The sequence below is a fragment of the Blastococcus sp. SYSU DS0552 genome (assembly GCF_054050815.1).
On sequence record NZ_JBJHAB010000020.1, the window covers coordinates 26,781 to 48,793 of the forward strand.

The following is a 22,013-nucleotide window of genomic DNA, read 5'->3' on the forward strand; positions in this document are numbered from 1 at the left end:
ATGCGGTTCCGCCGGTCACCGGTAGGGCCGCCGGAGCGGCGGTCACGCTCGGCGTTCGACGCGCTCGATCAGCGCGGTGATCCGGTCGGTGAGCTGCGGCCAGACCTCGCGCGGCAGGTCGTGGCCCATGCCGTCGACGACCAGCAGCTCCGCCCCCGGGACCGCCGCAGCCGTCGCGCGACCGCCGGAGACGTTCACCAGGCTGTCCTGCTCGCCGTGGATCACGAGGGTGGGCACGGCGACCCGGGCGAGGTCGGCGGTCCGGTCGTGCGTGGTGAGGATGGCGGCCAGCTGCCGGGCCACGCCGGCCGGGTCGTACGCCCGGTCGAAGGAGAGCCCGGCCCGGTCGCGCACCGCGGCCTCGTCGAACTCGAAGCCAGGAGAGCCGATCACCCGGTAGGTGTCCACGACGCGCTGGATCGCGCCCTCGCGGTCGCCCGCCGGTGCGGCCAGGAGCACCCCCATCGCGGCCTCGTCCGGGGCGCCCACGGCCGGGTCGCCGGTGGTCGACATGATCGAGGTAAGGCTGCGCACCCGGTCGGGGTGGGAGATGGCCACCAGCTGGGCGATCATCCCGCCCATCGAGGCGCCGACGACGTGCGCGCTGTCGAGGCCGAGGGTGTCGAGCAGGCCGACGGTGTCCTCGGCGAGGTCGGTCAACGAGTACGCGACCGAGGAGCGGTCGCCGCCGAGGATCGCCAGGACGTCCGGGGCGCCGGCGCCGTCGAGGTGGGTGGACAGCCCGATGTCGCGGTTGTCGAAGCGGATGACGAACAGCCCCTGCTCGGCCAGGCCGCGGCAGAAGTCGTCGGGCCAGCCGATCATCTGGGTGGCCAGCCCCATGACGAGCAGGACCGGCGGATCCGCCGTCTCGCCGAACGTCTCGTAGGCGAGCTCGAGATCGCTCACCCGGGCCATGTGGATGCCGCTGGTCTCCATGCAACGGACGCTAGTGCAGCCGTCCGGCACTCAGGTCGCGGCCCGGGCGGGCGAGGGGCTGTCAGGCCTGCCGTGTGCGCCGGGTCAGCGGTCCCGGTGCCCGTTCTCGGCGCGGTCCTCGACGTTCCCGTGGCGCAGCAGGCTGGCGACGGCCAGCACGAGGCCGCCCCAGATGACGACCATCGCCACCACCATCATCGCGATCGCCTCGGCGCTCATCGCCGGCCTCCCTCGTCGTGCCCGGTTCCCGGGCGGTTCGGGTCCGCCGCGGAGGTCGCGTGCAGCGGCGCCGCGGGGTCGGAGCCGGGTGGCGGCCCGTCCAGGTGGGTCCCGGAGCGCCACGGCAGCCGGGCGAGGAGGAAGCCGACCAGCGGGAGCGCCACAGCCATCAACCAGCCGAAGACCAGCAGCAGCCACGTCGGGTAGTCCCCGGCCCCGTAGGGCGCGGTGAGGTCCTCTCGCACCGTGAAGACGAGCACGATGGCCAGGCCCGCCGGGGCGACGACGCTGGTCAGCACCCGCCAGCCGGTGCCGACCCGGGGCCGGCCGTGGACGTTGAGGTGCTCGCTGAGACGGGGCAGAGCCCGCACCAGCCAGGAGACGACCAGCATGCTGACGAGCGCCACGACGAGGATGCCGTACTGGTTGACGAAGCGGTCGACGACGTCGAGCACGTAGATACCGCTCGTCGTGCTGAAGAGCACCAGGCTCAGCACCGCGGCCGGCACGCCGACCGCGAGGGTCGCGGTGAGGCGGCTCGTGTCGAGCTTGTCGCGGACCGCCGAGATCACCACCTCGATCACGCTGATCAGCGAGGTGATGCCGGCGACGACGAGCGACCCGAAGAACAGGACGCCGAGGAGGGCACCGGCCGGCGCCTCGCTGATGATCGTGGGGAAGGCGATGAAGGCCAGGCCGATCCCGCCGTCGACCACGTCGCCGACCGCGTCCCCGCTCGCCTGGGCCATGAAGCCCAGGGCGGCGAACACGCCGATGCCGGCGAGCAGCTCGAAGCTGGAGTTCGAGAAGCCCACGACGAGGCCGGAGCCGATCATGTCCTCGCGGCGGCGGACGTACGACGCGTAGGTGATCATGATGCCGAAGCCGACCGACAGCGAGAAGAAGATCTGGCCGAACGCGGCGGCCCAGACGGGGGCCGAGGTGAGCGCCGACCAGTCCGGCGTGAAGAACGCGTCGAGGCCCGCGCCCGCGCCCGGCAGCAGCAGCGCCTGCACGACGAGGGCGGCGAAGGCGAGCACCAGCACCGGGATCAGGACCAGCGACGTCATACCGACCCCGCGCTGGACGCCGAGGGCCATGATCACGAGGACGGCCAGCCAGACCAGCGCCGCGGGCACGAGCACCCCGGGCACCACGTCGGCGGTGACCTCGACGTCACCGGCCTGCAGGAACTCGCCGAAGAAGAAGCCTTCCGGGTCGGCGCCCCAGGCCTGGTCGAGCGAGAAGAGGGTGTAGCGCAGCGCCCAGGCGAGCACCGCGGCGTAGTAGACGGCGATGACGAAGCAGATGCCCACCTGCCACCAGCCGAGCCCCTCGGTGCCGCGGCGCAGCCGGGCGAAGGAGAGCGGCGCGGAGCCGCGGTGGCGGTGGCCGATCGCGTAGTCGAGCAGGAGGAACGGGATGCCGGCGGTGAGCAGCGCGACCAGGTAGGGCAGCAGGAAGGCGCCGCCGCCGTTCTCGTAGGCGACGTAGGGGAACCGCCAGATGTTGCCGAGCCCGACCGCCGAGCCGATCGCCGCCAGGATGAAGATGCGGCGGGAGCTGAACGCGCCGCGCCGGCGCTCCTCGTGCGTCTGCGGGGTGCCGTCTCCCGCTGTCGTGCTCATCTGACCTCCTGCGTGGTGGTCTGCCGATCCTGCGAGCACCTCGAACACCGGTCCCGATGGGCCGTCGGCGGGAGGTGCCAGAACTGGGGCCACGTCGAACGCCCGGACTCTAGCGGGCCGGGCCGCGGTCCGGGTCCTGATCCCCAGCGTCCTGGTCGTCGGCACCTGGAGCCGTCCTCCCGACCGGCCGCGGGGCGAGCACGGGGCCGCGCCGCACCGCCGAACGGGGTTGCGCCGGCGTCTCCCGGGGCAGCCCGGTGGCATGGAACCCGTGGTGCGCACCGCAGCCGAGGCCGAGACCGAGGTGTGGGACGACCCGGTCCGGGGCCACGTCGCCTTCCAGGTGCTGATCAGCCGGGACCGGACGCCGACGTCCTCGCTCTACACCGGCCTCGCCGAGCTGCCCCCCGCCGGCTGGCTCGGTCGGCACCGGCACACCCAGGCCGAGGTCTACCACGTCATCGCGGGCACCGGGGTCGTCGTCCTGGACGGGGTCGAGCACCCCGTGGCCGGCGGGTCGGCCGTCTTCATCCCCGGGAACGCCGAGCACGGCATCCGGAACACCGCGGAGGAGCCGCTGCGCTTCGTGTACGCCTTCGCGACCGACTCGGTCGAGGACGTGGTGTACCGGTTCTCCGGGGAGGAGTGAGCCGGCACGCCCGTGGCGTCGCGCGGCGGCGTCGGCCCGTCCGGAACGCGCGAGAGGCCCCGCTGGCACCCGTCTCCAGGGCCGGTGGGGCCTCTCCCGCTGTTCGTCCGCGGCCAACGGTCGGTCCACGCGGGCGACGGTCAGCGGCTGGTGGTGCCCCCGGCAGGATTCGAACCTGCGCACCCGCCTCCGGAGGGCGGTGCTCTATCCCCTGAGCTACGGGGGCTCGGTGGTGGGGCAGGGGAGAAGTTACCAGCCCCCGACCCCGCCCCGTGCGGCGGCTCCTGCGCCGCGGGTCACGGCTCGGGGAGGGGGGTTCCGCCCCGGGCCGTGAGCATCCGCGTCATCGTCGTCGTCTCCACGCCCTGCGCCTGCTCGATCGACCGGGCGAGGTCGCGCACGGCCTCCACATCGGCGTGCTCGGCCGCGTAGCGGGCCATGTCGAAGCCGCCCTGGTGGTGGCGGATCATCAGCTGGAGGAACCGGACGTCGAACTCCGTGCCCGACAGGCTCCGCAGCTCCGCCAGCTCCTCCGTGGACGCCATGCCGGGCATGTCCGCGGCGGTGTCCATGGCGCCCATGTCGTGACCGGCGTGCTCGTCCGCGGGCATCCACGTCATGGGCTCGCCGGACTGGGGCAGCCCCCAGAGCGCCAGCCAGCCCTGCATCCGCCCCGCCTGGTTGGTCTGCGCGGCCGAGATGTCGAAGGCCAGGTGCTCGAGCTCGGGGTCGTCGCTGCGCTCGTCGACCAGGTTGGCCATCTCGACGCCCTGCAGGTGGTGCCGGGACATGTCCCGGGCGAAACCGGCGTCGACCGAGTCGGCGGCCGGCGTGGGCGTGCCCCGCCCGATGCCCAGCGCCACGGCGAGCCCGCCGCCGAGCAGCACCAGCCCGACGGCGATGACGGCGAGCAGGGCGGTGCGCAGGCCGCGGGTGGGCGAGCGGTCGGGCGCGGTCACGGGGTCACCTCCCGGTGGACGGTGGCGGTCACTGGTCGGACGTCGCGCCTGCGTCCGCACTCTCCAGCAGCGGGTCGGCCAGGAAGGTCGGGCTCTCGCAGGTGGCGCCGGGCTCCGGGAAGCTGTCCGGCTTGTAGGTCATGAGGTCGGCGAACTGCTTGATCCGCTCGTCGTCGGCGCTGTCGACCTTCAGCTGGTGGCCCCACGACTGGACGCTGATCGGGGTGTCCTGCCCCTCGTACGGGGAGAGCATCCGCCCCGAGACACCGTCGACCAGCTCCGCCAGCGTCTCCACGTCCGCGTCGGACACCTCGTCGGGGTTGTAGGTGATCCACACCGCGCCGTGCTCGAGGCTGTGCACCGCGTTCTCGTGCCGGATGTCGACGTCGTAGACGGTGCCCGTGCAGTCGGCCCAGAGGTTGGCGTGCTCGCCGCCGACCGGCGGGGACTCGCTGTACTCGATGGGGCCGTCGTTGTGCAGGCCGCCCTCGTACTCGTAGGTCTGCGCGCCGGCGATCTCGTCGATCGAGTCCACGCGCGAGGCGTCGGCCGCCCGCACCTGGACGACGGCCCAGGTGATGACGGCCGCGGCGAAGACGACCACCGCCACCGCGGCGGCGATCAGCCCCCACGGCCGCTGCTGTGCCACGACCTGCGTCGGCGGTCGGGTGCGGCCACCGGTCGCCCGCCCACCGGACCGGGTGGCCCCACCACCGCTGGCTCGGCTCTTGTCGGGCGTGCGGTCCTTGGCCAAGGCCTCTCCTCGTTACGGGGCGCATCCGCGCCGCTGCGTTCCGGCGCGCGGGTAGGCCCCGCTAGCCGCGCGCGAGTCTAGGTCGCGCGCCTGTGCGGAAGCTGGGAGCCGGGCGGCCCGGCGGGCCGCCGGAAGGCGGTCAGTACGCTCGCCGGGTGACACCGGAGCAGCTTCAGGACGTCGTTCGTACCGCCGTGGCCGCGGTCGTCGAGCGAGGCGCGCTGCCCGTCGATGTCCCCGCGGAGGTCGTCGTCGAGCGGCCGCGGAACCCCGAGCACGGCGACTACGCCACCAACGTCGCCCTGCGGCTGGCCAAGCCCGCCGGTCGCCCGCCGCGTGAGGTCGCCGACCTGCTGGCCGCCGAGCTGCGCACGCACGCGGGTATCGCCGGCGTCGACATCGCCGGGCCGGGCTTCCTCAACATCACGCTCGCCCAGGGCGCGCTCGGCCTCATCGCCGTCCAGGCCGTGACCGCCGGGGACGCGTACGGGCGCACCGGGGCCCTCGCCGGGCAGCGGCTGAACGTCGAGTTCGTCTCGGGCAACCCGACCGGCCCGCTGCACATCGGGCACACCCGGTGGGCCGCCATCGGGGATGCGCTGTCCCGGCTGGTGGAGGCCGCCGGCGCCGAGGTGACCCGCGAGTACTACATCAACGATGCCGGCGCGCAGATCGACCGGTTCGGCCGCAGCCTGCAGGCCGCGGCCCACGGGCGGGCGGTGCCCGAGGACGGGTATGCCGGCGCCTACATCGACGAGATCGCCCAGCAGGTCCGCATGTCCGAACCGGACGTGCTGGACCGCGACGACGCCGCCCAGCTGCACGTCTTCCGCGAGCGCGGCATGGAGTTGATGCTGGCCGAGATCCGGCAGTCGCTGCTCGACCTCGGTGTCGAGTTCGACGTCTGGTTCAGCGAGCGGGAGCTGCACCGGTCGGGAGCCCTGGACAAGGCGCTCGCCCGGCTGCGGGAGCAGGGCCACGTCTACGAGGCCGACGGTGCGGTCTGGTTGCGGACGACGGACTTCGGCGACGACAAGGACCGGGTGCTGGTCAAGGCCGACGGCGAGACCACCTACTTCGCCTCCGACTGCGCCTACTACCTGGACAAGCGGGCCCGCGGGTTCGACCGGGTCGTCATCGTGCTGGGGGCCGACCACTCGGGCTACGTCGGCCGCTACAAGGCGCTCGTCGCGGCGACCGGCGACGATCCCGAGGCGAACCTGGAGATCGTCCTGGGCCAGCTGGTGAACCTGGTGCGCGACGGTGCCCCGGTCCGCATGAGCAAGCGGGCAGGGACGATCGTGCTGCTCAGCGACGTCGTCGACGCCATCGGGGTGGACGCGGCGCGCTACGCCCTGGCACGTGCCTCGATCGACCAGCAGATCGACATCGACGTCGACCTGTGGAGCCGGCGCACCAACGACAACCCGGTCTTCTACGTCCAGTACGCGCACGCCCGCATCTCCTCGGTGCTGCGCAACGCCGCCGACCTCGGGATCGCGCTGGGCGAGGCGGCCGATGTCGACGGCGCCGCCCTGGTGCACGAGCGGGAGAACGACCTGCTGCGGGCGATCGGCGAGTTCCCGCGGGTGCTCACCTCCGCCGCCGAGCTGCGCGCGCCGCACCGGGTGGCCCGCTACCTGGAGGAGCTGGCCGGCACCTACCACCGCTTCTACGACGCCTGCCGGGTGCTGCCCCGCGGCGACGAGGAGACCACCCCGCTCACCACCGCCCGGCTGTGGCTGTGCGCGGCGACCGCGGTGGTGCTGCGGAACGGCCTCGGGGTGCTCGGCGTCACCGCGCCGGAGCGCATGTGATGCGGGCCCACCCCGCAGGGCCGCTGCACGGGACCATCACCCCGCCGACGGCCGCCGGCGCGCCGCCGGCCGAGCTCGGGTCGCTCGACCCGCACGTCTGGCCCCGGACGGCGCGGCGGGTCGACGGCGAGCTGCACCTCGGCGGCCGTCCGGTGACCGATCTCGCCCGCGCGCACGGGACGCCGCTGTTCGTCCTGGACGAGGACGACTTCCGGGGGCGCGCCGCGGAGTTCGCCGGGGCGTTCGCCGACGCCGACGTCCACTACGCCTCCAAGGCGTTCCTCTGCGGCCAGGTGGCCCGGTGGATCGCCGACGACGGGCTGCACCTGGACGCCTGCAGCGGCAACGAGCTGGCGCTGGCCCTGGCGGCCGGCTTCCCCGCGGAGCGGATCGCGCTGCACGGCAACAACAAGTCCCTGGTCGAGCTGCAGCTGGCCGTCGACTCCGGCATCGGGCACGTCGTCCTGGACTCCTTCGACGAGATCGACCGGCTGGTGCCGCTCGCCGAAAAGCGGGTCGCCGATGGCGGGACGCCGGTGCCGGTGCTGATCCGCGCGACGGTCGGCATCGAGGCGCACACCCACGAGTTCATCGCCACCGCGCACGAGGACCAGAAGTTCGGCTTCTCCCTGGCCACCGGTGACGCGCTCACCGCGGCGGTGCGGGTCATCCGCGAGCCCGCGCTGCGGCTGACCGGCCTGCACAGCCACATCGGGTCGCAGATCTTCGACACCGCCGGCTTCGAGGCCGCGGCGCACCGGGTCGTCGGGCTGATGGGGCAGGTGCACCAGGCCACCGGCCAGGTGCTTCCCGAGCTCAACCTCGGCGGCGGCTTCGGCATCGCCTACCTGGCCGAGGACGACCCGGTCAGCCCGGTGGACGTCGCGACCCGGCTGCGCGCCGTCGTCGCCGCCGAGTGCTTCCAGCTGGGGCTGCCGGTGCCGCGCCTGGCGGTCGAGCCCGGTCGTGCGATCGCGGGCCCGGGCACGGTCACGCTGTACGAGATCGGCACGATCAAGCCGGTGCGGCTCGGCGCGAGCGGGGCCCCGGGCGCGCCCCAGGTGCGCAACTATGTGTCGGTCGACGGCGGGATGAGCGACAACATCCGCACCGCCCTGTACGACGCGGCCTACACGTGCGTGCTGGCCAACCGCGTCTCCGAGGCCCCGCCGGCGCTGTGCCGGGTGGTCGGGAAGCACTGCGAGAGCGGCGACATCCTGGTCCGGGACCTGTGGCTGCCCTCCGACGTCCAGCCGGGTGACCTGCTCGCCGTCGCCGCCACCGGCGCCTACTGCTGGTCGATGGCGAGCAACTACAACTACCTGCTCAAGCCCCCGGTGGTCGCCGTGCGGGACGGCGCCGCCAGGGAGATCGTGCGACGTCAGACACTGTCGGACGTGTTCGCCCTCGACGCGGTCCTCGCCGACCGCCCTGCCCCCTCGCCGGCCATCGACCAGCCGGCGCCCGAGCACCCCGCGGGAGCGACCTCGTGAACGGACCCCTCAAGGTGGCCCTGCTGGGCTGCGGGACGGTCGGCGGCGCGGTGCTGCGGGCGCTGCAGGAGCAGGCCGACGACCTCGGCGCGCGGATCGGCCGCCCGGTGGAGGTGGCCGGCGTCGCCGTGCGCCGCCCGGCGCACCACCCCGACGTCCCGGCGCACCTGCTCACCACCGACGCGCACGGCCTGGTGACCCGCGACGACGTCGACCTCGTCGTCGAGGTGATCGGCGGCATCGAGCCGGCGCGCTCGCTGATGCTGGCGGCGTTCGAGGCCGGTAAGTCGGTGGTCAGCGCGAACAAGGCGCTGCTGGCCGAGGACGGCGTCGCCCTGCACGCCGCGGCCGCGAAGGCCGGGGTGGACCTCTACTACGAGGCCGCGGTGGCCGGGGCGATCCCGATCCTGCGGCCGCTGCGCGAGTCGCTGGTCGGTGACCAGCTGTCCCGCATCGTGGGCATCGTCAACGGGACGACCAACTACATCCTGTCGCGGATGGCCGAGACCGGTGCCGGCTTCGGCGAGGCGCTGGCCGAGGCCACCGAGCTGGGCTACGCCGAGGCCGACCCGACCGCCGATGTGGACGGTTTCGACGCCGCCGCGAAGGCCGCGATCCTCGCCTCGCTGGCGTTCCACACGCCCGTCTCGGCCGCGGACGTCCACCGGGAGGGCATCTCCACGGTGACCGCCAGCGACGTCGCCCGCGCCGCCGAGATCGGCTGCACGGTGAAGCTGCTGGCCATCTGCGAGCGCGTGCCCGCCACCGACGGGGACGGCGACTCGGTGGCCGTCCGGGTGCACCCGGCGATGATCCCGACCGCCCACCCGCTCGCCTCCGTCGGCGGCGCGTTCAACGCCGTCTTCGTCGAGGCCGAGGCGGCCGGGCAGCTGATGTTCTACGGCCAGGGCGCCGGGGGAGAGCCCACCGCCAGCGCCGTCCTCGGCGACCTCGTCGCCGTGGCCCGCAACCGCGTGGCCGGCGCCTCGGGCCAGGGCCCCACCGGCTACGCCGACCTCGCCGTCCGGCCCATGGCCGAGACGCCGACGCGCTACCACGTCAGCCTCGACGTGGCCGACAAGCCGGGTGTGCTCGCCGCCGTCGCGCAGGAGTTCGCGCAGCACGGCGTGAGCATCTCGACGGTCCGGCAGACCGGCCGCGGGGACGCCGCGACGCTGGTCATCGTGACCCACAGCGCCCCGGACGCGGCGCTGTCGTCCACCATCGCCGCGCTGCGGGAGATGCCCGCGGTCCGGGGCGTCACCAGCGTGCTGCGCGTGGAGGGTCTGTCGTGACGGTCTCGTCGTCGGTCGTGTCCCCGGGCTGGCCCGGTCTCATCGAGGCCTACCGGTCCCGCCTGCCGGTCTCCGACACCACCCCGGTGGTCACGCTGCAGGAGGGCGCCACCCCGCTGGTGCCGGCGCGCGAGCTGTCGCGGCGCACCGGCTGCGACGTCTACCTCAAGGTCGAAGGGGCGAACCCCACCGGCTCCTTCAAGGACCGCGGGATGACGATGGCCATCACCAAGGCGCTCGAGGAAGGGGCGCAGGCGGTCATCTGCGCCTCCACCGGCAACACCAGCGCCAGCGCCGCTGCCTACGCCGCCCGCGCCGGCATGACCTGCGCCGTCCTCGTGCCCCAGGGCAAGATCGCGATGGGCAAGCTGGCCCAGGCGCTGGTGCACGGCGCCAAGCTGCTGCAGGTCGACGGCAACTTCGACGACTGCCTGGCGCTGGCCAGCAAGCTGGCGATCGACTACCCGGTCAGCCTGGTCAACAGCGTCAACCAGTACCGGATCGAGGGGCAGAAGACCGCCTCCTTCGAGATCGTCGACGTGCTCGGCGACGCCCCGGACATCCACTGCCTGCCGGTGGGCAACGCCGGCAACATCACCGCCTACTGGCAGGGCTACCGCGAGTACGCCGACGACGGCCCCGCCACGCGCACACCGCGCATGTGGGGCTTCCAGGCCGCCGGCGCGGCCCCGATCGTCACCGGCCAGGTGGTGGAGAACCCGAGCACCATCGCCACCGCCATCCGCATCGGCAACCCCGCCTCGTGGACGAAGGCGCTGGCCGCGCGCGACGAGTCCGGCGGGCGCATCGACGCCGTCACAGACCGGGCGATCCTGTCGGCCTACCGGCTGCTGGCCCGCAGCGAGGCGGTCTTCGTCGAGCCGGCGTCGGCGGCGTCGGTCGCGGGCCTCCTCCAGGTGGCCGACGCCGGGGAGCTCGAGCCCGGCCAGCGGATCGTCTGCACCGTCACCGGGAACGGTCTCAAGGACCCGGAGTGGGCGATCTCCGGCGCGCCGGCGCCGCTGACCGTGCCGGTCGACGCCGCGGCCGCCGCGGCGCAGCTCGGGCTGTGAGCGTCCTCGACCCGGACCGGGTGACGATCCGCGTCCCGGCGACCAGCGCGAACCTCGGGCCGGCGTTCGACTGCGCCGGCCTGGCGCTGACCCGCCACGACCACGTCTCCTTCGCGGTCGAGCCCGGCGGGCTGTCGGTCGAGGTGCAGGGCACCGGTGCGGGCGAGCTGCCCACCGACGAGTCGCACCTGGTGGTGCGCGCCTTCCGCGCCGCCTGCGCCGAGCTGGGCTGGACGCCACCGGGCCTGCGGGTGGTCGCCGAGAACGCGATCCCGCAGGGCCGGGGGATGGGCTCCTCCGCCGCGGCCGTCGTCGCGGGGGTCCTGGGGGCCTGGTCGCTGTGCCCGGACGTCGACACGGTCGACGGGAACGCCGTCCTGCGGCTCACCACCGAGCTGGAGGGTCACCCCGACAACGTCGCCGCCTGCCTGCTCGGCGGGCTGACGTTGTCGTGGACCGGTGAGCGGGGTGTCGGCGCGGACAGCCTGCCCGTGCACGAGGACGTGCTCCCCGTGGTCCTCGTGCCGGACGCGACGCTGTCGACGGAGGTGGCCCGCGGGCTGCTGCCGGACGTCGTGCCGCACGCCGACGCCGCCTTCAACGCGGGCCGGTCCGCGCTGCTGGTCCACGCCCTGACCTCGGGCACCTCGATGCTCGAGGCCACCGAGGACCGCCTGCACCAGCGGCAGCGCACCGCGGCGATGCCGGGCACCCTCGCGCTGATCGACCGCTTGCGCGAGGCCGGGCACGCGGCGGTCGTCTCCGGCGCGGGGCCGTCGGTCCTGGTGCTGGGCCGGCGGACGGTGCGGAGCGACGACCGGGCGGCCGGGGCCGAGGAGATCGAGGACATCGCCGCGCTGGTTCCCGGGAACTGGTCGGTGCTGCCGCTCGAGGTGGACCCGACGGGGGCGCGCGTCGACCGCCCCGTGCGCCAGGTATCGTCTCGATAACGGGGAACACGCCGAGATCATCCGGTGTTGTCCTGCCCGTGAGCTGCGACTAGGCTCACGGCGTAGCCGCCCACTCGGGCGAGCCTCGCGCGGGGCCGAAGCAGATGTCCGAACCTCTTCGCCGCTGATCCGCCTCGCACCTCTCGACCTGTCTCCTGACGCGCACCCGCCCTCCGGGCCGGTCCGCCGGGGACCGGGCACCCCCTGCGCTGAGACGCGCAGGTCACCCGCAGGGAAGGACCTGTACGTGAGCGAAACCACCGACCTCGGCACGACCGGCGCGCCCGATGCCGCCGCCTCCGCCGAGGGCACTGCCGCTTCTGGGACGGCGGGCCGTCCCCGCCGCCGCGGCAACGGGCTGTCGGGCATGCTCCTGCCCGAGCTGCAGCGCCTGGCCGGCGAGCTGGGCATCCCCGGCACCGGCCGGATGCGCAAGAGCGACCTGGTCGCCGCCATCTCCGCCCGCCAGGTGGGCGCCGGCTCCGAGGGCGGCGCGCCTGCGCCGCAGACGGAGAGCGGCTCCACCGGCGGCACCGACGCCCCGGCCGGCGTCGCCGCGTCGGCGGCTCCCCTCGAGGCCCCGGTCAGCGGCGGCGCCAACGGCGGCCCCCTGACCACGGAGGCGCCGGTCCGCACGCGGCGTGCGGCCAGCCGCCCCGCCGGATCGCCCGGCGCCCCCGCCGAGGGCTCCGCCCCAGCGGTGGGATCGCCCGGCGCCCCCACCGAGGGCTCCGCGCCGGCGGTGTCCGCCCCGGCGGAGGCTCCCACCGAGGCCCCGGCGGTCCCCGCAGCGGAGTCGGCACCGGCCGGCCCGCGCGAGGACGAGCAGCGCGACGGCGACCGTCCGCAGCGCACCCGCGGCCGCAACCGCGGCGAGCGGGACGGCAGCCGTGACGGCCGCGACGGGGGCGAGCGCGCCGGCAACCGCGACGGCGGCCGGGAGAACAACGACCGCGCCGAGCGCGGCGCCACCCGCGACGGCGGCGCCACCCGCGACGGCGGCGACCGCGCGGAGCGGGGCAACCGGGACGGCGGCGCCCGCGACGGCAACCGGGGCCCCGACCGGGACCGCAACGACCGGGGCGGTCGGCCGGACAACCGCACGGACAACCGCACCGACGGCGGCCGCAACGAGCGCCCCGCCGAGGACGACGACGAGGACTTCGAGGGTGGCCGCGGTCGCCGCGGTCGCCGGTACCGCGACCGCAACAAGCGCGGCGGCGGCAACCGGGACCGCTTCGAGGCGGGCGAGCCGACCGTCAGCGAGGACGACGTCCTGCTGCCCGTCGCCGGCATCCTCGACGTCCTGGACAACTACGCGTTCGTCCGGACGTCGGGCTACCTGACCGGGCCGAACGACGTGTACGTCTCGCTGTCGCAGGTGCGCCGCTACGGGCTGCGCCGCGGTGACGCCATCACCGGCGCGGTCCGCCAGCCGCGCGAGGGCGAGCGCAAGGACAAGTACAACGCGCTGGTCCGCCTCGACACGGTCAACGGGTTGGACCCGGAGCAGGCCCGCAACCGGCCAGAGTTCACCAAGCTCACCCCGCTCTACCCGCAGGACCGCCTGCGGCTGGAGACCGAGCCGCACCTGCTGACCACCCGGGTCATCGACCTGGTCATGCCGATCGGCAAGGGGCAGCGCGCGCTGATCGTCAGCCCGCCCAAGGCCGGTAAGACGATGGTGCTCCAGTCGATCGCCAACGCGATCACGACGAACAACCCCGAGTGCCACCTGATGGTCGTCCTGGTCGACGAGCGTCCGGAAGAGGTCACCGACATGCAGCGCTCGGTGAAGGGCGAGGTCATCGCCTCGACCTTCGACCGGCCGCCGGCGGACCACACCACGGTGGCGGAGCTCTCCATCGAGCGGGCCAAGCGCCTGGTCGAGATGGGCCACGACGTCGTCGTCCTGCTGGACTCGATCACCCGCCTGGGGCGCGCCTACAACCTGGCGGCCCCCGCCAGCGGGCGCATCCTCTCCGGCGGTGTCGACTCCACGGCGCTCTACCCGCCCAAGCGCTTCCTCGGCGCCGCCCGCAACATCGAGAACGGTGGCTCGCTGACGATCATCGCCTCGGCGCTGGTCGAGACCGGCTCCACGATGGACACGGTCATCTTCGAGGAGTTCAAGGGCACCGGGAACGCCGAGATCAAGCTGGACCGCCGGCTGGCGGACAAGCGGGTCTTCCCGGCGGTCGACGTCAACGCGTCGGGCACGCGCAAGGAGGAGATCCTCATGTCGCCCGACGAGCTGGCCATCGTCATCAAGCTGCGCCGGGTGCTCGCCGCGCTCGAGCCGCAGCAGGCCCTGGAGCTGCTGCTCGACAAGCTGAAGAAGACGCGCAACAACGTCGAGTTCCTCATGCAGATCCAGAAGACGACGCTGGGCCCCGGCGGGGAGTGACCCTCCCGCCCGCCGGCGGGGCTCGAGCATCAGGGATACTGAGCAGCTGAGCCCCGTCGGCGCGGCCGGAAATAGCCGTCCGGTCCCCGGCGTTCACAGCACTGAACGACACAGACTCCGCAGAAGAGGCGCAGCCATGAAGCCCGACATCCACCCGGCCTACAACGTCACCACCGTGACCTGCGGCTGCGGCAACACGTTCACCACCCGCAGCACGAGCCCGACCGGTCAGCTGACCGTCGAGACCTGTTCCGCCTGCCACCCCTTCTACACCGGCAAGCAGCGCATCCTCGACACCGGCGGTCGCGTCGCCCGCTTCGAGAAGCGGTTCGGCAAGCGCGCCGCCGGCGCCTCGACCGACGCCCAGTAGCACCCCCGACGGCGCCCGTCCCACCTCGCGGTGGGACGGGCGCCGTCGTCATGTCCAGCTCCGTCCGGCTGCTCCACGGTGGTGGAGCACCCCCGTCCCGAGAGGCAGCAGCGATGAGCAGTACCGAGACGTCGGCGCCCGACCGGCTGGCCGGGCTGCTCGCCGAGCACGCGCGCCTCGAGCAGGAGCTGGCCGACCCGGCGGTGCACGCCGACCAGTCCCGCGCCCGCCGGATGGGTCGTCGCTACGCCCAGCTGGCTCCGCTCGTGGAGACCGCTCGCGCGCTCGACGAGGCGCGCGACGACCTCGGCGCGGCCCGGGAGCTCGCCACGGAGGACGCGTCCTTTGCCGCGGAGGCGACCGCGCTCGAGCGGCGGATCGCCGCGTTGACCGACCGGCTGCGCGAGCAGCTGCTGCCCAAGGACCCCGACGACGACAAGGACGTCATCCTCGAGATCAAGGCGGGGGAGGGCGGCGCGGAGTCGGCGCTGTTCGCCGGCGACCTGATGCGCATGTACCTGCGCTACGCCGAGCGGCGCGGGTGGTCCACCGAGGTGCTCGACGCCGTCGAGGCCGAGCTCGGGGGGTACAAGGACGTCGCGATCGCGGTCAAGTCCCGCACCGACGAGGGCATCTGGTCGCGGCTGAAGTTCGAGGGCGGCGTGCACCGGGTGCAGCGGGTGCCCGTGACCGAGAGCCAGGGGCGCATCCACACCTCCGCGGCCGGGGTGCTCGTGCTGCCCGAGGCGGAGGAGGTCGACGTCAGCGTCGACCCGAACGACCTGCGCATCGACGTCTTCCGCTCCTCGGGCCCGGGCGGGCAGAGCGTCAACACCACCGACTCCGCCGTCCGCATCACCCACCTGCCCAGCGGCATCGTGGTCAGCTCGCAGAACGAGAAGAGCCAGCTGCAGAACCGGGAGTCCGCGCTGCGCGTGCTGCGCGCCCGGCTGCTGGCGGCCGCCCGCGAGGAGGCCGCGGCGACCGCGAGCGACCAGCGGCGTAGCCAGGTGCGCACCGTCGACCGAAGCGAGCGGGTGCGCACCTACAACTTCCCGGAGAACCGCATCTCCGACCACCGGGTCGGCTACAAGTCGCACAACCTCGACCAGGTGCTCGACGGCGACCTCGACGGCGTCATCGACGCGCTGGTCAGCGCCCACACCGCCGAGCTGCTGGCGGCCGGCTCCTGAGCGCCCGCGCGCTGCTCACGGCGGCGTCCCGCCGCCTCGCCGAGGCCGGCGTCGAGTCGCCGCGGGTGGACGCCGAGCTGCTGCTCGCCCACGTCCTCGGGGTGGCACGCACCCGGCTGCTGACCCTGGACGCCGTCGACGACGCGGCCGCCGAACGGTTCGAGGAGCTGCTCGGCCAGCGCGCCGACCGGGTGCCGCTGCAGCACCTGACCGGCCGGGCGCCCTTCCGGTACCTGGAGCTCGCGGTCGGGCCCGGGGTGTTCGTGCCGCGGCCGGAGACCGAGCAGCTGGTGGGCTGGGCCCTCACGCGGCTGGCCGGCGTCGCGGCGCCCGTCGTCGTCGACCTCGGCTCCGGCTCGGGGGCGATCGCCCTCTCCCTCGCCCACGAGCACCCCGGCGCGCGGGTGACGGCGGTGGAACGCGATCCCGGGGCGATCGGCTGGACCCGGCACAACGCCGCTGCCCGCGCCGCGGCGGGGGACACCCCGGTCGACGTCGTCGCCGGGGACATGACCGATCCGGAGCTGCTGCGGGAGCTGGACGGCGCCGTCGACCTCGTGGTCAGCAACCCGCCGTACGTGCCCGACGGCGCGCGGGTGCCCCGGGAGGTCGCCGACCACGACCCCCCGCTGGCCCTCTGGGGCGGCCCCGACGGGCTGGACGTCGTGCGCGGGCTGCTGGTCACCGCGGCCCGGCTGCTGCGGCCCGGCGGCTGGCTGGGCATCGAGCACGCCGATCAGCAGGGGGAGGCACTGCCCGCCGTCGTCCGCGCCCACGGCGGGTTCACCGACGTCCACGACCACCCCGACCTCGCCGGCCGCCCCCGCCACACCACCGCTCGCCGCTCCGGCTGAGCCCTGCGGAAGACTGCATGTCCGTGGCCAACCTCTACGACTGCTCCGACCCCGAAGCCCGCGCCGCCGGGCTGGATGCCGCCGCGGCGGCCATCAGCCGGGGTGAGCTGGTGCTGCTCCCGACCGACACCGTCTACGGCGTCGCCGCCGACGCCTTCGCGCCCGCAGCGGTGACCCGGCTGCTGGCCGCCAAGAACCGGGGGCGGGCCATGCCGGTCCCGGTGCTCGTCGGCGAGGCCTCCACCCTGGCCGGGCTGGTGCTGCAGACCCCCGCGGTCGCCACGCGCCTGGCGCAGGAGTTCTGGCCCGGTGGGCTCACCCTCGTGCTCGAGCACGCCCCGTCGCTGGCGTGGGACCTCGGTGACGCCCAGGGCACGGTGGCCGTCCGGCTGCCCGACGACGAGCTCACCCGCGACCTGCTCCGCCGCACCGGGCCGCTCGCCGTCTCCAGCGCCAACCGCTCCGGTCGCCCCGCGGCGACCAGCGCGGAGGAGGCCGTGCAGCAGCTCGGCGAGCACGCCGCGGTCGTGCTCGACGGCGGCCCGCGGGACAGCTCGGCGGCGAGCACGATCGTCGACTGCACCGGCCCCGCACCTCGGGTGCTGCGCGTCGGCGCCGTCCCGGTCGAGCGGCTGCGCGAGATCGCGCCCGAGCTCACCGACTAGGAGGACCCCCGTCCTCCCCACCCTGCGCACGCTCAGGGCGGGCTCCGGGACGGGGCCGCTTCTCCGGTCACCTGTCCGCACGCGTCGGAGCGATACCGTGGAGCACTGACCGCCGCGCGCCCGGATCCGGGTACCGCGGGCGCCCGCACGGACGTTCTGGAGCGCGACCGAGATGAGCACGCCCTACTGGGGACCGGACTTCGGGGCCCTGGCCGCCGTCGATCCCGACATCGCCGACGTGGTCACCGACGAGCTGGACCGGCTGCGCGGTGGGCTGCAGCTGATCGCCAGCGAGAACTTCACCAGCCCGGCCGTGCTCGCAGCGCTCGGCAGCACGCTGTCGAACAAGTACGCCGAGGGTTACCCGGGGCGCCGCTACTACGGCGGGTGCGAGGTCGTCGACCGCGCCGAGGAGATCGGCATCGCCCGGGCCAAGGAGCTCTTCGGCGCCGAGCACGCCAACCTCCAGCCGCACTCCGGCGCCAACGCCAACCTGGCCGCGTACGGCGCCTTCCTCCAGCCGGGTGACACCCTCCTCGCCATGGCGCTCCCGCACGGCGGGCACCTGACCCACGGCGCGAAGGTCTCCTTCTCCGGCAAGTGGTTCAACGCGGTGCAGTACGGCGTGGACCCGCGCACCGAGCACATCGACTACGACCAGGTGCGCGACCTCGCCCGGGAGCACCGGCCCAAGATGATCATCTGCGGCGGCTCGGCCATCCCGCGGCTGATCGACTTCCCGCTCTTCCGGGAGATCGCCGACGAGGTCGGGGCGATCCTGATGGTCGACGCCGCGCACTTCATCGGCCTGGTCGCCGGCAAGGCGATCCCGAGCCCGGTGCCCTACGCCGACGTGGTCACCTTCACCACCCACAAGGTGCTGCGCGGGCCGCGCGGCGGCGCGATCGTGTGCAAGGCGGAGCACGCCAAGGCCATCGACAAGGCGGCCTTCCCGATGATGCAGGGGGGCCCGCTCATGCACGCCGTCGCCGCCAAGGCGGTGAACTTCAAGGAGTGCCTCCAGCCGGAGTACCAGGCCTACGCCCGCCAGGTGATCGCCAACGCGCAGGCGCTCACCGAGGGCCTGGCCGCCGAGGGGCTGCGGCCGGTGGCCGGCGGCACCGACACCCACCTGGCGCTGCTGGACCTGCAGGAGACCGGGGTGACCGGTGCCGACGCCGAGGCCCGGTGCGGCGCCGCCGGCATCGTGCTGAACAAGAACGCGATCCCGTTCGACCCGCAGCCGGCCTCGGTCGCCTCGGGCATCCGGGTCGGCAGCCCCGCGGTCACCACCCAGGGCATGACCGAGGCCGACATGAAGTCGATCGCCTCGCTGATCGGTGCCGCGATCCGGGACGCCGACGGCAGCCGCACCGCCGAGGTGGCCGCGGGTGTCCGCGAGCTGGTCGGTGCCCACCCCGCCTACCCCCACCCGACCCGGCCGACTGCCTCCCCCGAGCCGACGCGGACCGTCTGACCCGTGCGCGAGTACGTCGTCGTCCTGCTCACCGCGGCACTGGTCACCTTCCTGGCCACGCCCGTGGTGCGGATGATGGCGATCCGGCTGCGGATGATGGCGGCCCCGCGGGAGCGCGACGTGCACGTCATCCCGACCCCGCGGGGCGGCGGCGTCGCCATGTACCTGGGCGTGGTGGCCGCCGTCCTGGTCGCCTCGCGGCTGCCGGCGCTGCAGCGGACCTTCGACGACACCCAGGTCTACGCGGTGCTCGTCGCGGGCGGGCTCATCTGCGCGCTCGGGGTGCTCGACGACAAGTGGGGCCTGGACGCGCTGACGAAACTCACCGGTCAGATCGCCGCCGCGGGCGTGATGGTCCTCATCGGCGTGCAGCTGGCGTTCCTCTTCCTGCCGTTCGCCGACATCGGCACCGTCTCGCTCGGCCCGGACGTCGGTGTGCCGCTGACCATCCTGCTGACCGTGTTCGCGGTGAACGCGCTGAACTTCATCGACGGGCTCGACGGCCTCGCCGCGGGGGTCTCGGCGATCGCCGCGCTCGCGTTCTTCGCCTACAGCTACAACCTGGGGCTGACCGGCTACGGCGACGTCGCGAGCGCCCCGGCACTGATCACCGCGGTGCTGGCCGGGACCTGCCTGGGCTTCCTCCCGCACAACTTCAGCCCGGCGCGGATCTTCATGGGCGACTCGGGCTCGATGCTCGTCGGGCTCATGCTGTCGGCCGCGGTGGTCACCGCCACCGGGCGGGTGGACGCGCAGACCTTCGGCTCCGCCGCCAGCCTGCTGCCCCTGACGCTGCCGCTGCTCGTGCCGATCGCCATCCTCTTCATCCCCTTCACCGACCTGGTGCTGGCCGTCGTCCGGCGCACCCGCGCGGGACGCTCACCGTTCTCCCCGGACAAGATGCACCTGCACCACCGGCTGCTGTCGATCGGGCACTCGCACAAGCGTGCGGTGCTCGTCATGTACTTCTGGGCGGCACTGCTCTCCTTCGGCGCGGTCGGACTCTCGATCACCGGTGGGCAGGTGGAGCTGCTCGTGGCGATCGCCGTCCTGCTCGTCGTCGGCGTGGTCGTCGTGCTCAGCCCGCGGGCGCGCCGGGCGGCCCGGGAGGCCCGCGCCGCCGAGATGGAGGCGCAGCGCCGGCGCAGCCGGGCCGACCACCCGACCGCACGTGCCGCCGTCCCCCGGGCGGCGCCGCACCGCCGGGCCGCCGGGGTCGCACCACCCGCCGCTGGGACCAGTTCCCCTGATCCCCGGGAGACCGTCGGATGAGCACCTCGCGCACCACCCCGCCGGCCACCGGCGGCACCTGGGACGTCTCCTTCCTCCGCGTCGGGGCCCTCGTCACCGCCGCCGTCGCGGTCGTCGCGGCAGCGCTGGCGTGGCTGCTGGGGGAGGGCAGCGACGCGGTGGCGGTGCTGGTCGGCGCGGTCATCGTCACGGCGTTCTTCGCCGTCTCCGGCCTGGCGGTCGCCTGGGCCGGCCGGATCGGTGACACTCTCACGCTCCCGGTGGCGCTGCTCGCGTTCATGGTGAAGGCGGTGGTGCTCTTCGGCGTGCTGCGCGCCCTGCCCGAGGAGGGCTGGCTCGACCAGCGGACGCTCGCGTGGTCGGTCGTGGTCGGCGCGCTCCTCTGGAGCGGGATCCAGCTGCGCTGGGTGTGGACGCGGCAGGTGTTCTACGTGCCCCCGCCGGCACCACCCGGACGGGGGACCGTCGAGCACCCGCCGAGCGGCGGCGGGGACGGCTGATAGTGTCCGAGCCGATGGCCGACAAAACCTCCGGAGACGGAGGCGCTCGTCCACGCCCTGCGAGCCCGGCTCGTCAGCCCTCCGGGGCGGACGCTGGCTGGGCGGTCACCGGGACGATCCTCTCCGGGATGGCCGTGTGGGGCGGGGTCGGGTGGGTGCTCGACCGGTGGCTGGAGACGCGGTTCTTCCTGCCGGTGGGCATCCTTCTCGGAGTCGCGGTTGCCATCTACGTGGTCGCCGTGAAGTTCGGGGCCTTCGACCCGCTCCCCGGGTCGGAGGAGGCCAGCAGCACCCAGGGCGGGCGACGAAGCCCGCCCGGCAGGACGCAGAAGGGACGAAGGTGACCTCCAGCGCTTCCGCGCTCAGCGGCGTGCTCGCTGTGGAGAGCGATCCCGGCGGCGGTTTCACGCCCCCGGGGATCGGCGAGTTCTTCCCCGAGACCCTCTTCGGCTTCTCGTTGCTCGGCATCCAGTTCGACTTCGACCGGATCATCCTGGCGATGTGGCTGGCCACCGCCGCGATGCTGGTCTTCCTGGTGCTGTCGGCGCGCAAGGCGGCGATCGTCCCCGGCCGGCTGCAGTTCATCGGCGAGTCGGGCTACTCACTGGTGCGCGACGGCATCGCCCGCGACGTGGTCGGCCCCAAGGGGCTGCCGTTCGCACCCTTCCTGGCCTCGCTGTTCTTCTTCATCCTGGCCAACAACCTGCTGGCGATCATCCCCGGCATCCAGATCTCGCCCATGGCGCGGTTCGCCTTCCCGCTCGTGCTGGCGCTCATCTGCTGGGCCGTCTACATCGCGGTAGGCATCAAGAACCAGGGCCTGTGGCCGTACTTCCGCGACATCATGTTCCTGCCGGGTGTGCCCAAGGCGGCCTACATCCTGGTGACGCCGCTGGAGATCCTGCAGAACTTCATCGTGCGGCCGTTCACCCTGGCGATCCGGCTCTTCGCCAACCTCTTCGCCGGCCACATGCTGCTGGTCACCTTCGCGCTGGGCGCCACCTACCTGTTCACGGTGGGCAACTTCTCGGCCGTCTTCGGCCCGCTGTCGGCGCTCATGGCGATCGTGATGACGTTCTTCGAGCTGCTGATCATCTTCCTGCAGGCCTACGTCTTCACGATGCTGATGGGCACGTACCTCAACGGTTCCGTCGAGGCCGCGCACTGAGCACCACGGTGACCGCCCCCGTCGCCCCCTGATCTGCACCACCCGCACGATCCCGCCAGCCGCCCGGTACCTACCGGGCGACCGACACAGGAGGACCACCCGCAATGGACGTTCTGGCAGAACTGACCGGCAGCATCGGCTCGGTCGGCTACGGCATCGCCACGATCGGCCCCGGCATCGGTGTCGGCCTGGTCTGGGCCGCCTACATCCAGGCGACCGCCCGCCAGCCCGAGTCGGCCGGCCTCACCCGTACCTACGCCTTCCTCGGCTTCGCCCTCGCCGAGGCGCTGGCGCTCATCGGCTTCGTCGCCCCCCTCGTCTACGGCCAGTGACCTGCACCATCGGTAGGACA

At 73.7% G+C, this 22,013-nt stretch carries 22 protein-coding genes and 1 tRNA gene; 17 read left to right on the plus strand and 6 right to left on the minus strand.

Annotated features, from left to right (window positions below; translation table 11 throughout):
* Positions 1–42: 42 nt before the first annotated feature.
* The 3 genes from ACI8AG_RS17425 to ACI8AG_RS17435 all read right to left on the minus strand — a co-directional run bounded on the left by ACI8AG_RS17425 (position 43) and on the right by ACI8AG_RS17435 (position 2,786).
* The gene (locus ACI8AG_RS17425) at positions 43–939 is read right to left on the minus strand and encodes an alpha/beta fold hydrolase (RefSeq protein ID WP_456598012.1); all 897 of its coding nucleotides are present in this window, start codon (positions 937–939) and stop codon (positions 43–45) included.
* 84 nt (positions 940–1,023) lie between these two features.
* Positions 1,024–1,158 carry a methionine/alanine import family NSS transporter small subunit gene (locus ACI8AG_RS17430; protein WP_456589234.1) on the minus strand — a complete coding sequence of 45 codons (135 nt, stop codon included), beginning with the start codon at positions 1,156–1,158 and terminating at the stop codon, positions 1,024–1,026.
* Positions 1,155–2,786 carry a sodium-dependent transporter gene (locus tag ACI8AG_RS17435; RefSeq protein ID WP_456598013.1) on the minus strand — a complete coding sequence of 544 codons (1,632 nt, stop codon included), beginning with the start codon at positions 2,784–2,786 and terminating at the stop codon, positions 1,155–1,157. Before ACI8AG_RS17435 ends, ACI8AG_RS17430 begins: the two co-directional genes overlap by 4 nt.
* A gap of 262 nt (positions 2,787–3,048) precedes the next feature.
* On the opposite strand from ACI8AG_RS17435, the gene ACI8AG_RS17440 reads away from it, so the two are divergent.
* The gene (locus tag ACI8AG_RS17440) at positions 3,049–3,435 is read left to right on the plus strand and encodes a cupin domain-containing protein (protein WP_456598014.1); all 387 of its coding nucleotides are present in this window, start codon (positions 3,049–3,051) and stop codon (positions 3,433–3,435) included.
* Between the two features lie 151 nt (positions 3,436–3,586).
* On the opposite strand, the gene ACI8AG_RS17445 is transcribed toward ACI8AG_RS17440, so the two are convergent.
* The 3 genes from ACI8AG_RS17445 to ACI8AG_RS17455 form a co-directional block, all read right to left on the minus strand.
* Positions 3,587–3,661 (minus strand) — tRNA-Arg (locus ACI8AG_RS17445).
* A gap of 70 nt (positions 3,662–3,731) precedes the next feature.
* Positions 3,732–4,394, minus strand: coding sequence for a DUF305 domain-containing protein (locus ACI8AG_RS17450; RefSeq protein ID WP_456589231.1), 663 nt, complete (start codon positions 4,392–4,394; stop codon positions 3,732–3,734).
* 28 nt (positions 4,395–4,422) lie between these two features.
* Positions 4,423–5,148: a DUF3105 domain-containing protein gene (locus tag ACI8AG_RS17455; protein WP_456598015.1), complete on the minus strand. Its 726-nt coding sequence runs from the start codon at positions 5,146–5,148 to the stop codon at positions 4,423–4,425.
* A gap of 155 nt (positions 5,149–5,303) precedes the next feature.
* Between ACI8AG_RS17455 and argS the strand changes: the two genes are divergently transcribed.
* The 16 genes from argS (at position 5,304) to atpE (ending at position 21,993) form a co-directional block, all read left to right on the plus strand.
* Positions 5,304–6,965: an arginine--tRNA ligase gene (gene argS, locus ACI8AG_RS17460; protein ID WP_456598016.1), complete on the plus strand. Its 1,662-nt coding sequence runs from the start codon at positions 5,304–5,306 to the stop codon at positions 6,963–6,965.
* Positions 6,965–8,458: a diaminopimelate decarboxylase gene (lysA, locus tag ACI8AG_RS17465; protein ID WP_456598017.1), complete on the plus strand. Its 1,494-nt coding sequence runs from the start codon at positions 6,965–6,967 to the stop codon at positions 8,456–8,458. Before argS ends, lysA begins: the two co-directional genes overlap by 1 nt.
* Positions 8,455–9,753 carry a homoserine dehydrogenase gene (locus ACI8AG_RS17470; protein ID WP_456598018.1) on the plus strand — a complete coding sequence of 433 codons (1,299 nt, stop codon included), beginning with the start codon at positions 8,455–8,457 and terminating at the stop codon, positions 9,751–9,753. Before lysA ends, ACI8AG_RS17470 begins: the two co-directional genes overlap by 4 nt.
* Positions 9,750–10,826 (plus strand): threonine synthase, encoded by a 1,077-nt coding sequence (gene thrC, locus ACI8AG_RS17475; protein WP_456598019.1) that lies wholly within the window; start codon positions 9,750–9,752, stop codon positions 10,824–10,826. The genes ACI8AG_RS17470 and thrC overlap by 4 nt, the downstream gene beginning before the upstream one ends.
* Positions 10,823–11,776: a homoserine kinase gene (gene thrB / locus ACI8AG_RS17480; RefSeq protein WP_456598020.1), complete on the plus strand. Its 954-nt coding sequence runs from the start codon at positions 10,823–10,825 to the stop codon at positions 11,774–11,776. The genes thrC and thrB overlap by 4 nt, the downstream gene beginning before the upstream one ends.
* A gap of 247 nt (positions 11,777–12,023) precedes the next feature.
* Positions 12,024–14,183, plus strand: a complete 2,160-nt coding sequence (gene rho, locus ACI8AG_RS17485; RefSeq protein ID WP_456598021.1) for a transcription termination factor Rho — start codon at positions 12,024–12,026, stop codon at positions 14,181–14,183.
* A 136-nt stretch (positions 14,184–14,319) separates the two neighbouring features.
* Positions 14,320–14,553 (plus strand): 50S ribosomal protein L31, encoded by a 234-nt coding sequence (rpmE, locus tag ACI8AG_RS17490; protein WP_456589223.1) that lies wholly within the window; start codon positions 14,320–14,322, stop codon positions 14,551–14,553.
* A gap of 113 nt (positions 14,554–14,666) precedes the next feature.
* Complete coding sequence (gene prfA / locus ACI8AG_RS17495) at positions 14,667–15,746, plus strand: peptide chain release factor 1 (protein ID WP_456589222.1); 1,080 nt, start codon at positions 14,667–14,669, stop codon at positions 15,744–15,746.
* 11 nt (positions 15,747–15,757) lie between these two features.
* The gene (gene prmC, locus ACI8AG_RS17500) at positions 15,758–16,600 is read left to right on the plus strand and encodes a peptide chain release factor N(5)-glutamine methyltransferase (RefSeq protein ID WP_456598037.1); all 843 of its coding nucleotides are present in this window, start codon (positions 15,758–15,760) and stop codon (positions 16,598–16,600) included.
* Positions 16,601–16,617: 17 nt separating this feature from the next.
* Positions 16,618–17,265 carry an L-threonylcarbamoyladenylate synthase gene (locus ACI8AG_RS17505; RefSeq protein ID WP_456598022.1) on the plus strand — a complete coding sequence of 216 codons (648 nt, stop codon included), beginning with the start codon at positions 16,618–16,620 and terminating at the stop codon, positions 17,263–17,265.
* Positions 17,266–17,437: 172 nt separating this feature from the next.
* On the plus strand, positions 17,438–18,742 hold the full coding sequence (locus ACI8AG_RS17510) for a serine hydroxymethyltransferase (protein ID WP_456589220.1): 1,305 nt from the start codon (positions 17,438–17,440) through the stop codon (positions 18,740–18,742).
* A 3-nt stretch (positions 18,743–18,745) separates the two neighbouring features.
* Complete coding sequence (locus ACI8AG_RS17515; RefSeq protein WP_456589219.1) at positions 18,746–20,014, plus strand: glycosyltransferase family 4 protein; 1,269 nt, start codon at positions 18,746–18,748, stop codon at positions 20,012–20,014.
* The gene (locus ACI8AG_RS17520) at positions 20,011–20,493 is read left to right on the plus strand and encodes a hypothetical protein (protein WP_456598023.1); all 483 of its coding nucleotides are present in this window, start codon (positions 20,011–20,013) and stop codon (positions 20,491–20,493) included. Before ACI8AG_RS17515 ends, ACI8AG_RS17520 begins: the two co-directional genes overlap by 4 nt.
* A 128-nt stretch (positions 20,494–20,621) precedes the next feature.
* Complete coding sequence (locus ACI8AG_RS17525; protein WP_456589217.1) at positions 20,622–20,837, plus strand: AtpZ/AtpI family protein; 216 nt, start codon at positions 20,622–20,624, stop codon at positions 20,835–20,837.
* A complete protein-coding gene (gene atpB / locus ACI8AG_RS17530) occupies positions 20,834–21,661 on the plus strand; it encodes a F0F1 ATP synthase subunit A (protein WP_456598024.1) in 828 nt (275 codons plus the stop codon). The genes ACI8AG_RS17525 and atpB overlap by 4 nt, the downstream gene beginning before the upstream one ends.
* Positions 21,662–21,765: 104 nt before the next feature.
* Positions 21,766–21,993, plus strand: coding sequence for an ATP synthase F0 subunit C (gene atpE / locus ACI8AG_RS17535; protein ID WP_456598025.1), 228 nt, complete (start codon positions 21,766–21,768; stop codon positions 21,991–21,993).
* Positions 21,994–22,013: the final 20 nt, after the last annotated feature.

Coding starts and splice junctions, on each gene's coding strand:
- ACI8AG_RS17435 (WP_456598013.1), bottom strand. CDS start 2,786: ATGAGCACGACAGCGGGAGACGGCACCCCGCAGACGCACGAGGAGCGC.
- prfA (WP_456589222.1), top strand. CDS start 14,667: ATGAGCAGTACCGAGACGTCGGCGCCCGACCGGCTGGCCGGGCTGCTC.
- atpE (WP_456598025.1), top strand. CDS start 21,766: ATGGACGTTCTGGCAGAACTGACCGGCAGCATCGGCTCGGTCGGCTAC.
- ACI8AG_RS17505 (WP_456598022.1), top strand. CDS start 16,618: ATGTCCGTGGCCAACCTCTACGACTGCTCCGACCCCGAAGCCCGCGCC.
- ACI8AG_RS17520 (WP_456598023.1), top strand. CDS start 20,011: ATGAGCACCTCGCGCACCACCCCGCCGGCCACCGGCGGCACCTGGGAC.
- ACI8AG_RS17425 (WP_456598012.1), bottom strand. CDS start 939: ATGGAGACCAGCGGCATCCACATGGCCCGGGTGAGCGATCTCGAGCTC.
- lysA (WP_456598017.1), top strand. CDS start 6,965: ATGCGGGCCCACCCCGCAGGGCCGCTGCACGGGACCATCACCCCGCCG.
- ACI8AG_RS17440 (WP_456598014.1), top strand. CDS start 3,049: ATGGAACCCGTGGTGCGCACCGCAGCCGAGGCCGAGACCGAGGTGTGG.
- ACI8AG_RS17430 (WP_456589234.1), bottom strand. CDS start 1,158: ATGAGCGCCGAGGCGATCGCGATGATGGTGGTGGCGATGGTCGTCATC.
- ACI8AG_RS17510 (WP_456589220.1), top strand. CDS start 17,438: ATGAGCACGCCCTACTGGGGACCGGACTTCGGGGCCCTGGCCGCCGTC.
- rpmE (WP_456589223.1), top strand. CDS start 14,320: ATGAAGCCCGACATCCACCCGGCCTACAACGTCACCACCGTGACCTGC.
- ACI8AG_RS17525 (WP_456589217.1), top strand. CDS start 20,622: ATGGCCGTGTGGGGCGGGGTCGGGTGGGTGCTCGACCGGTGGCTGGAG.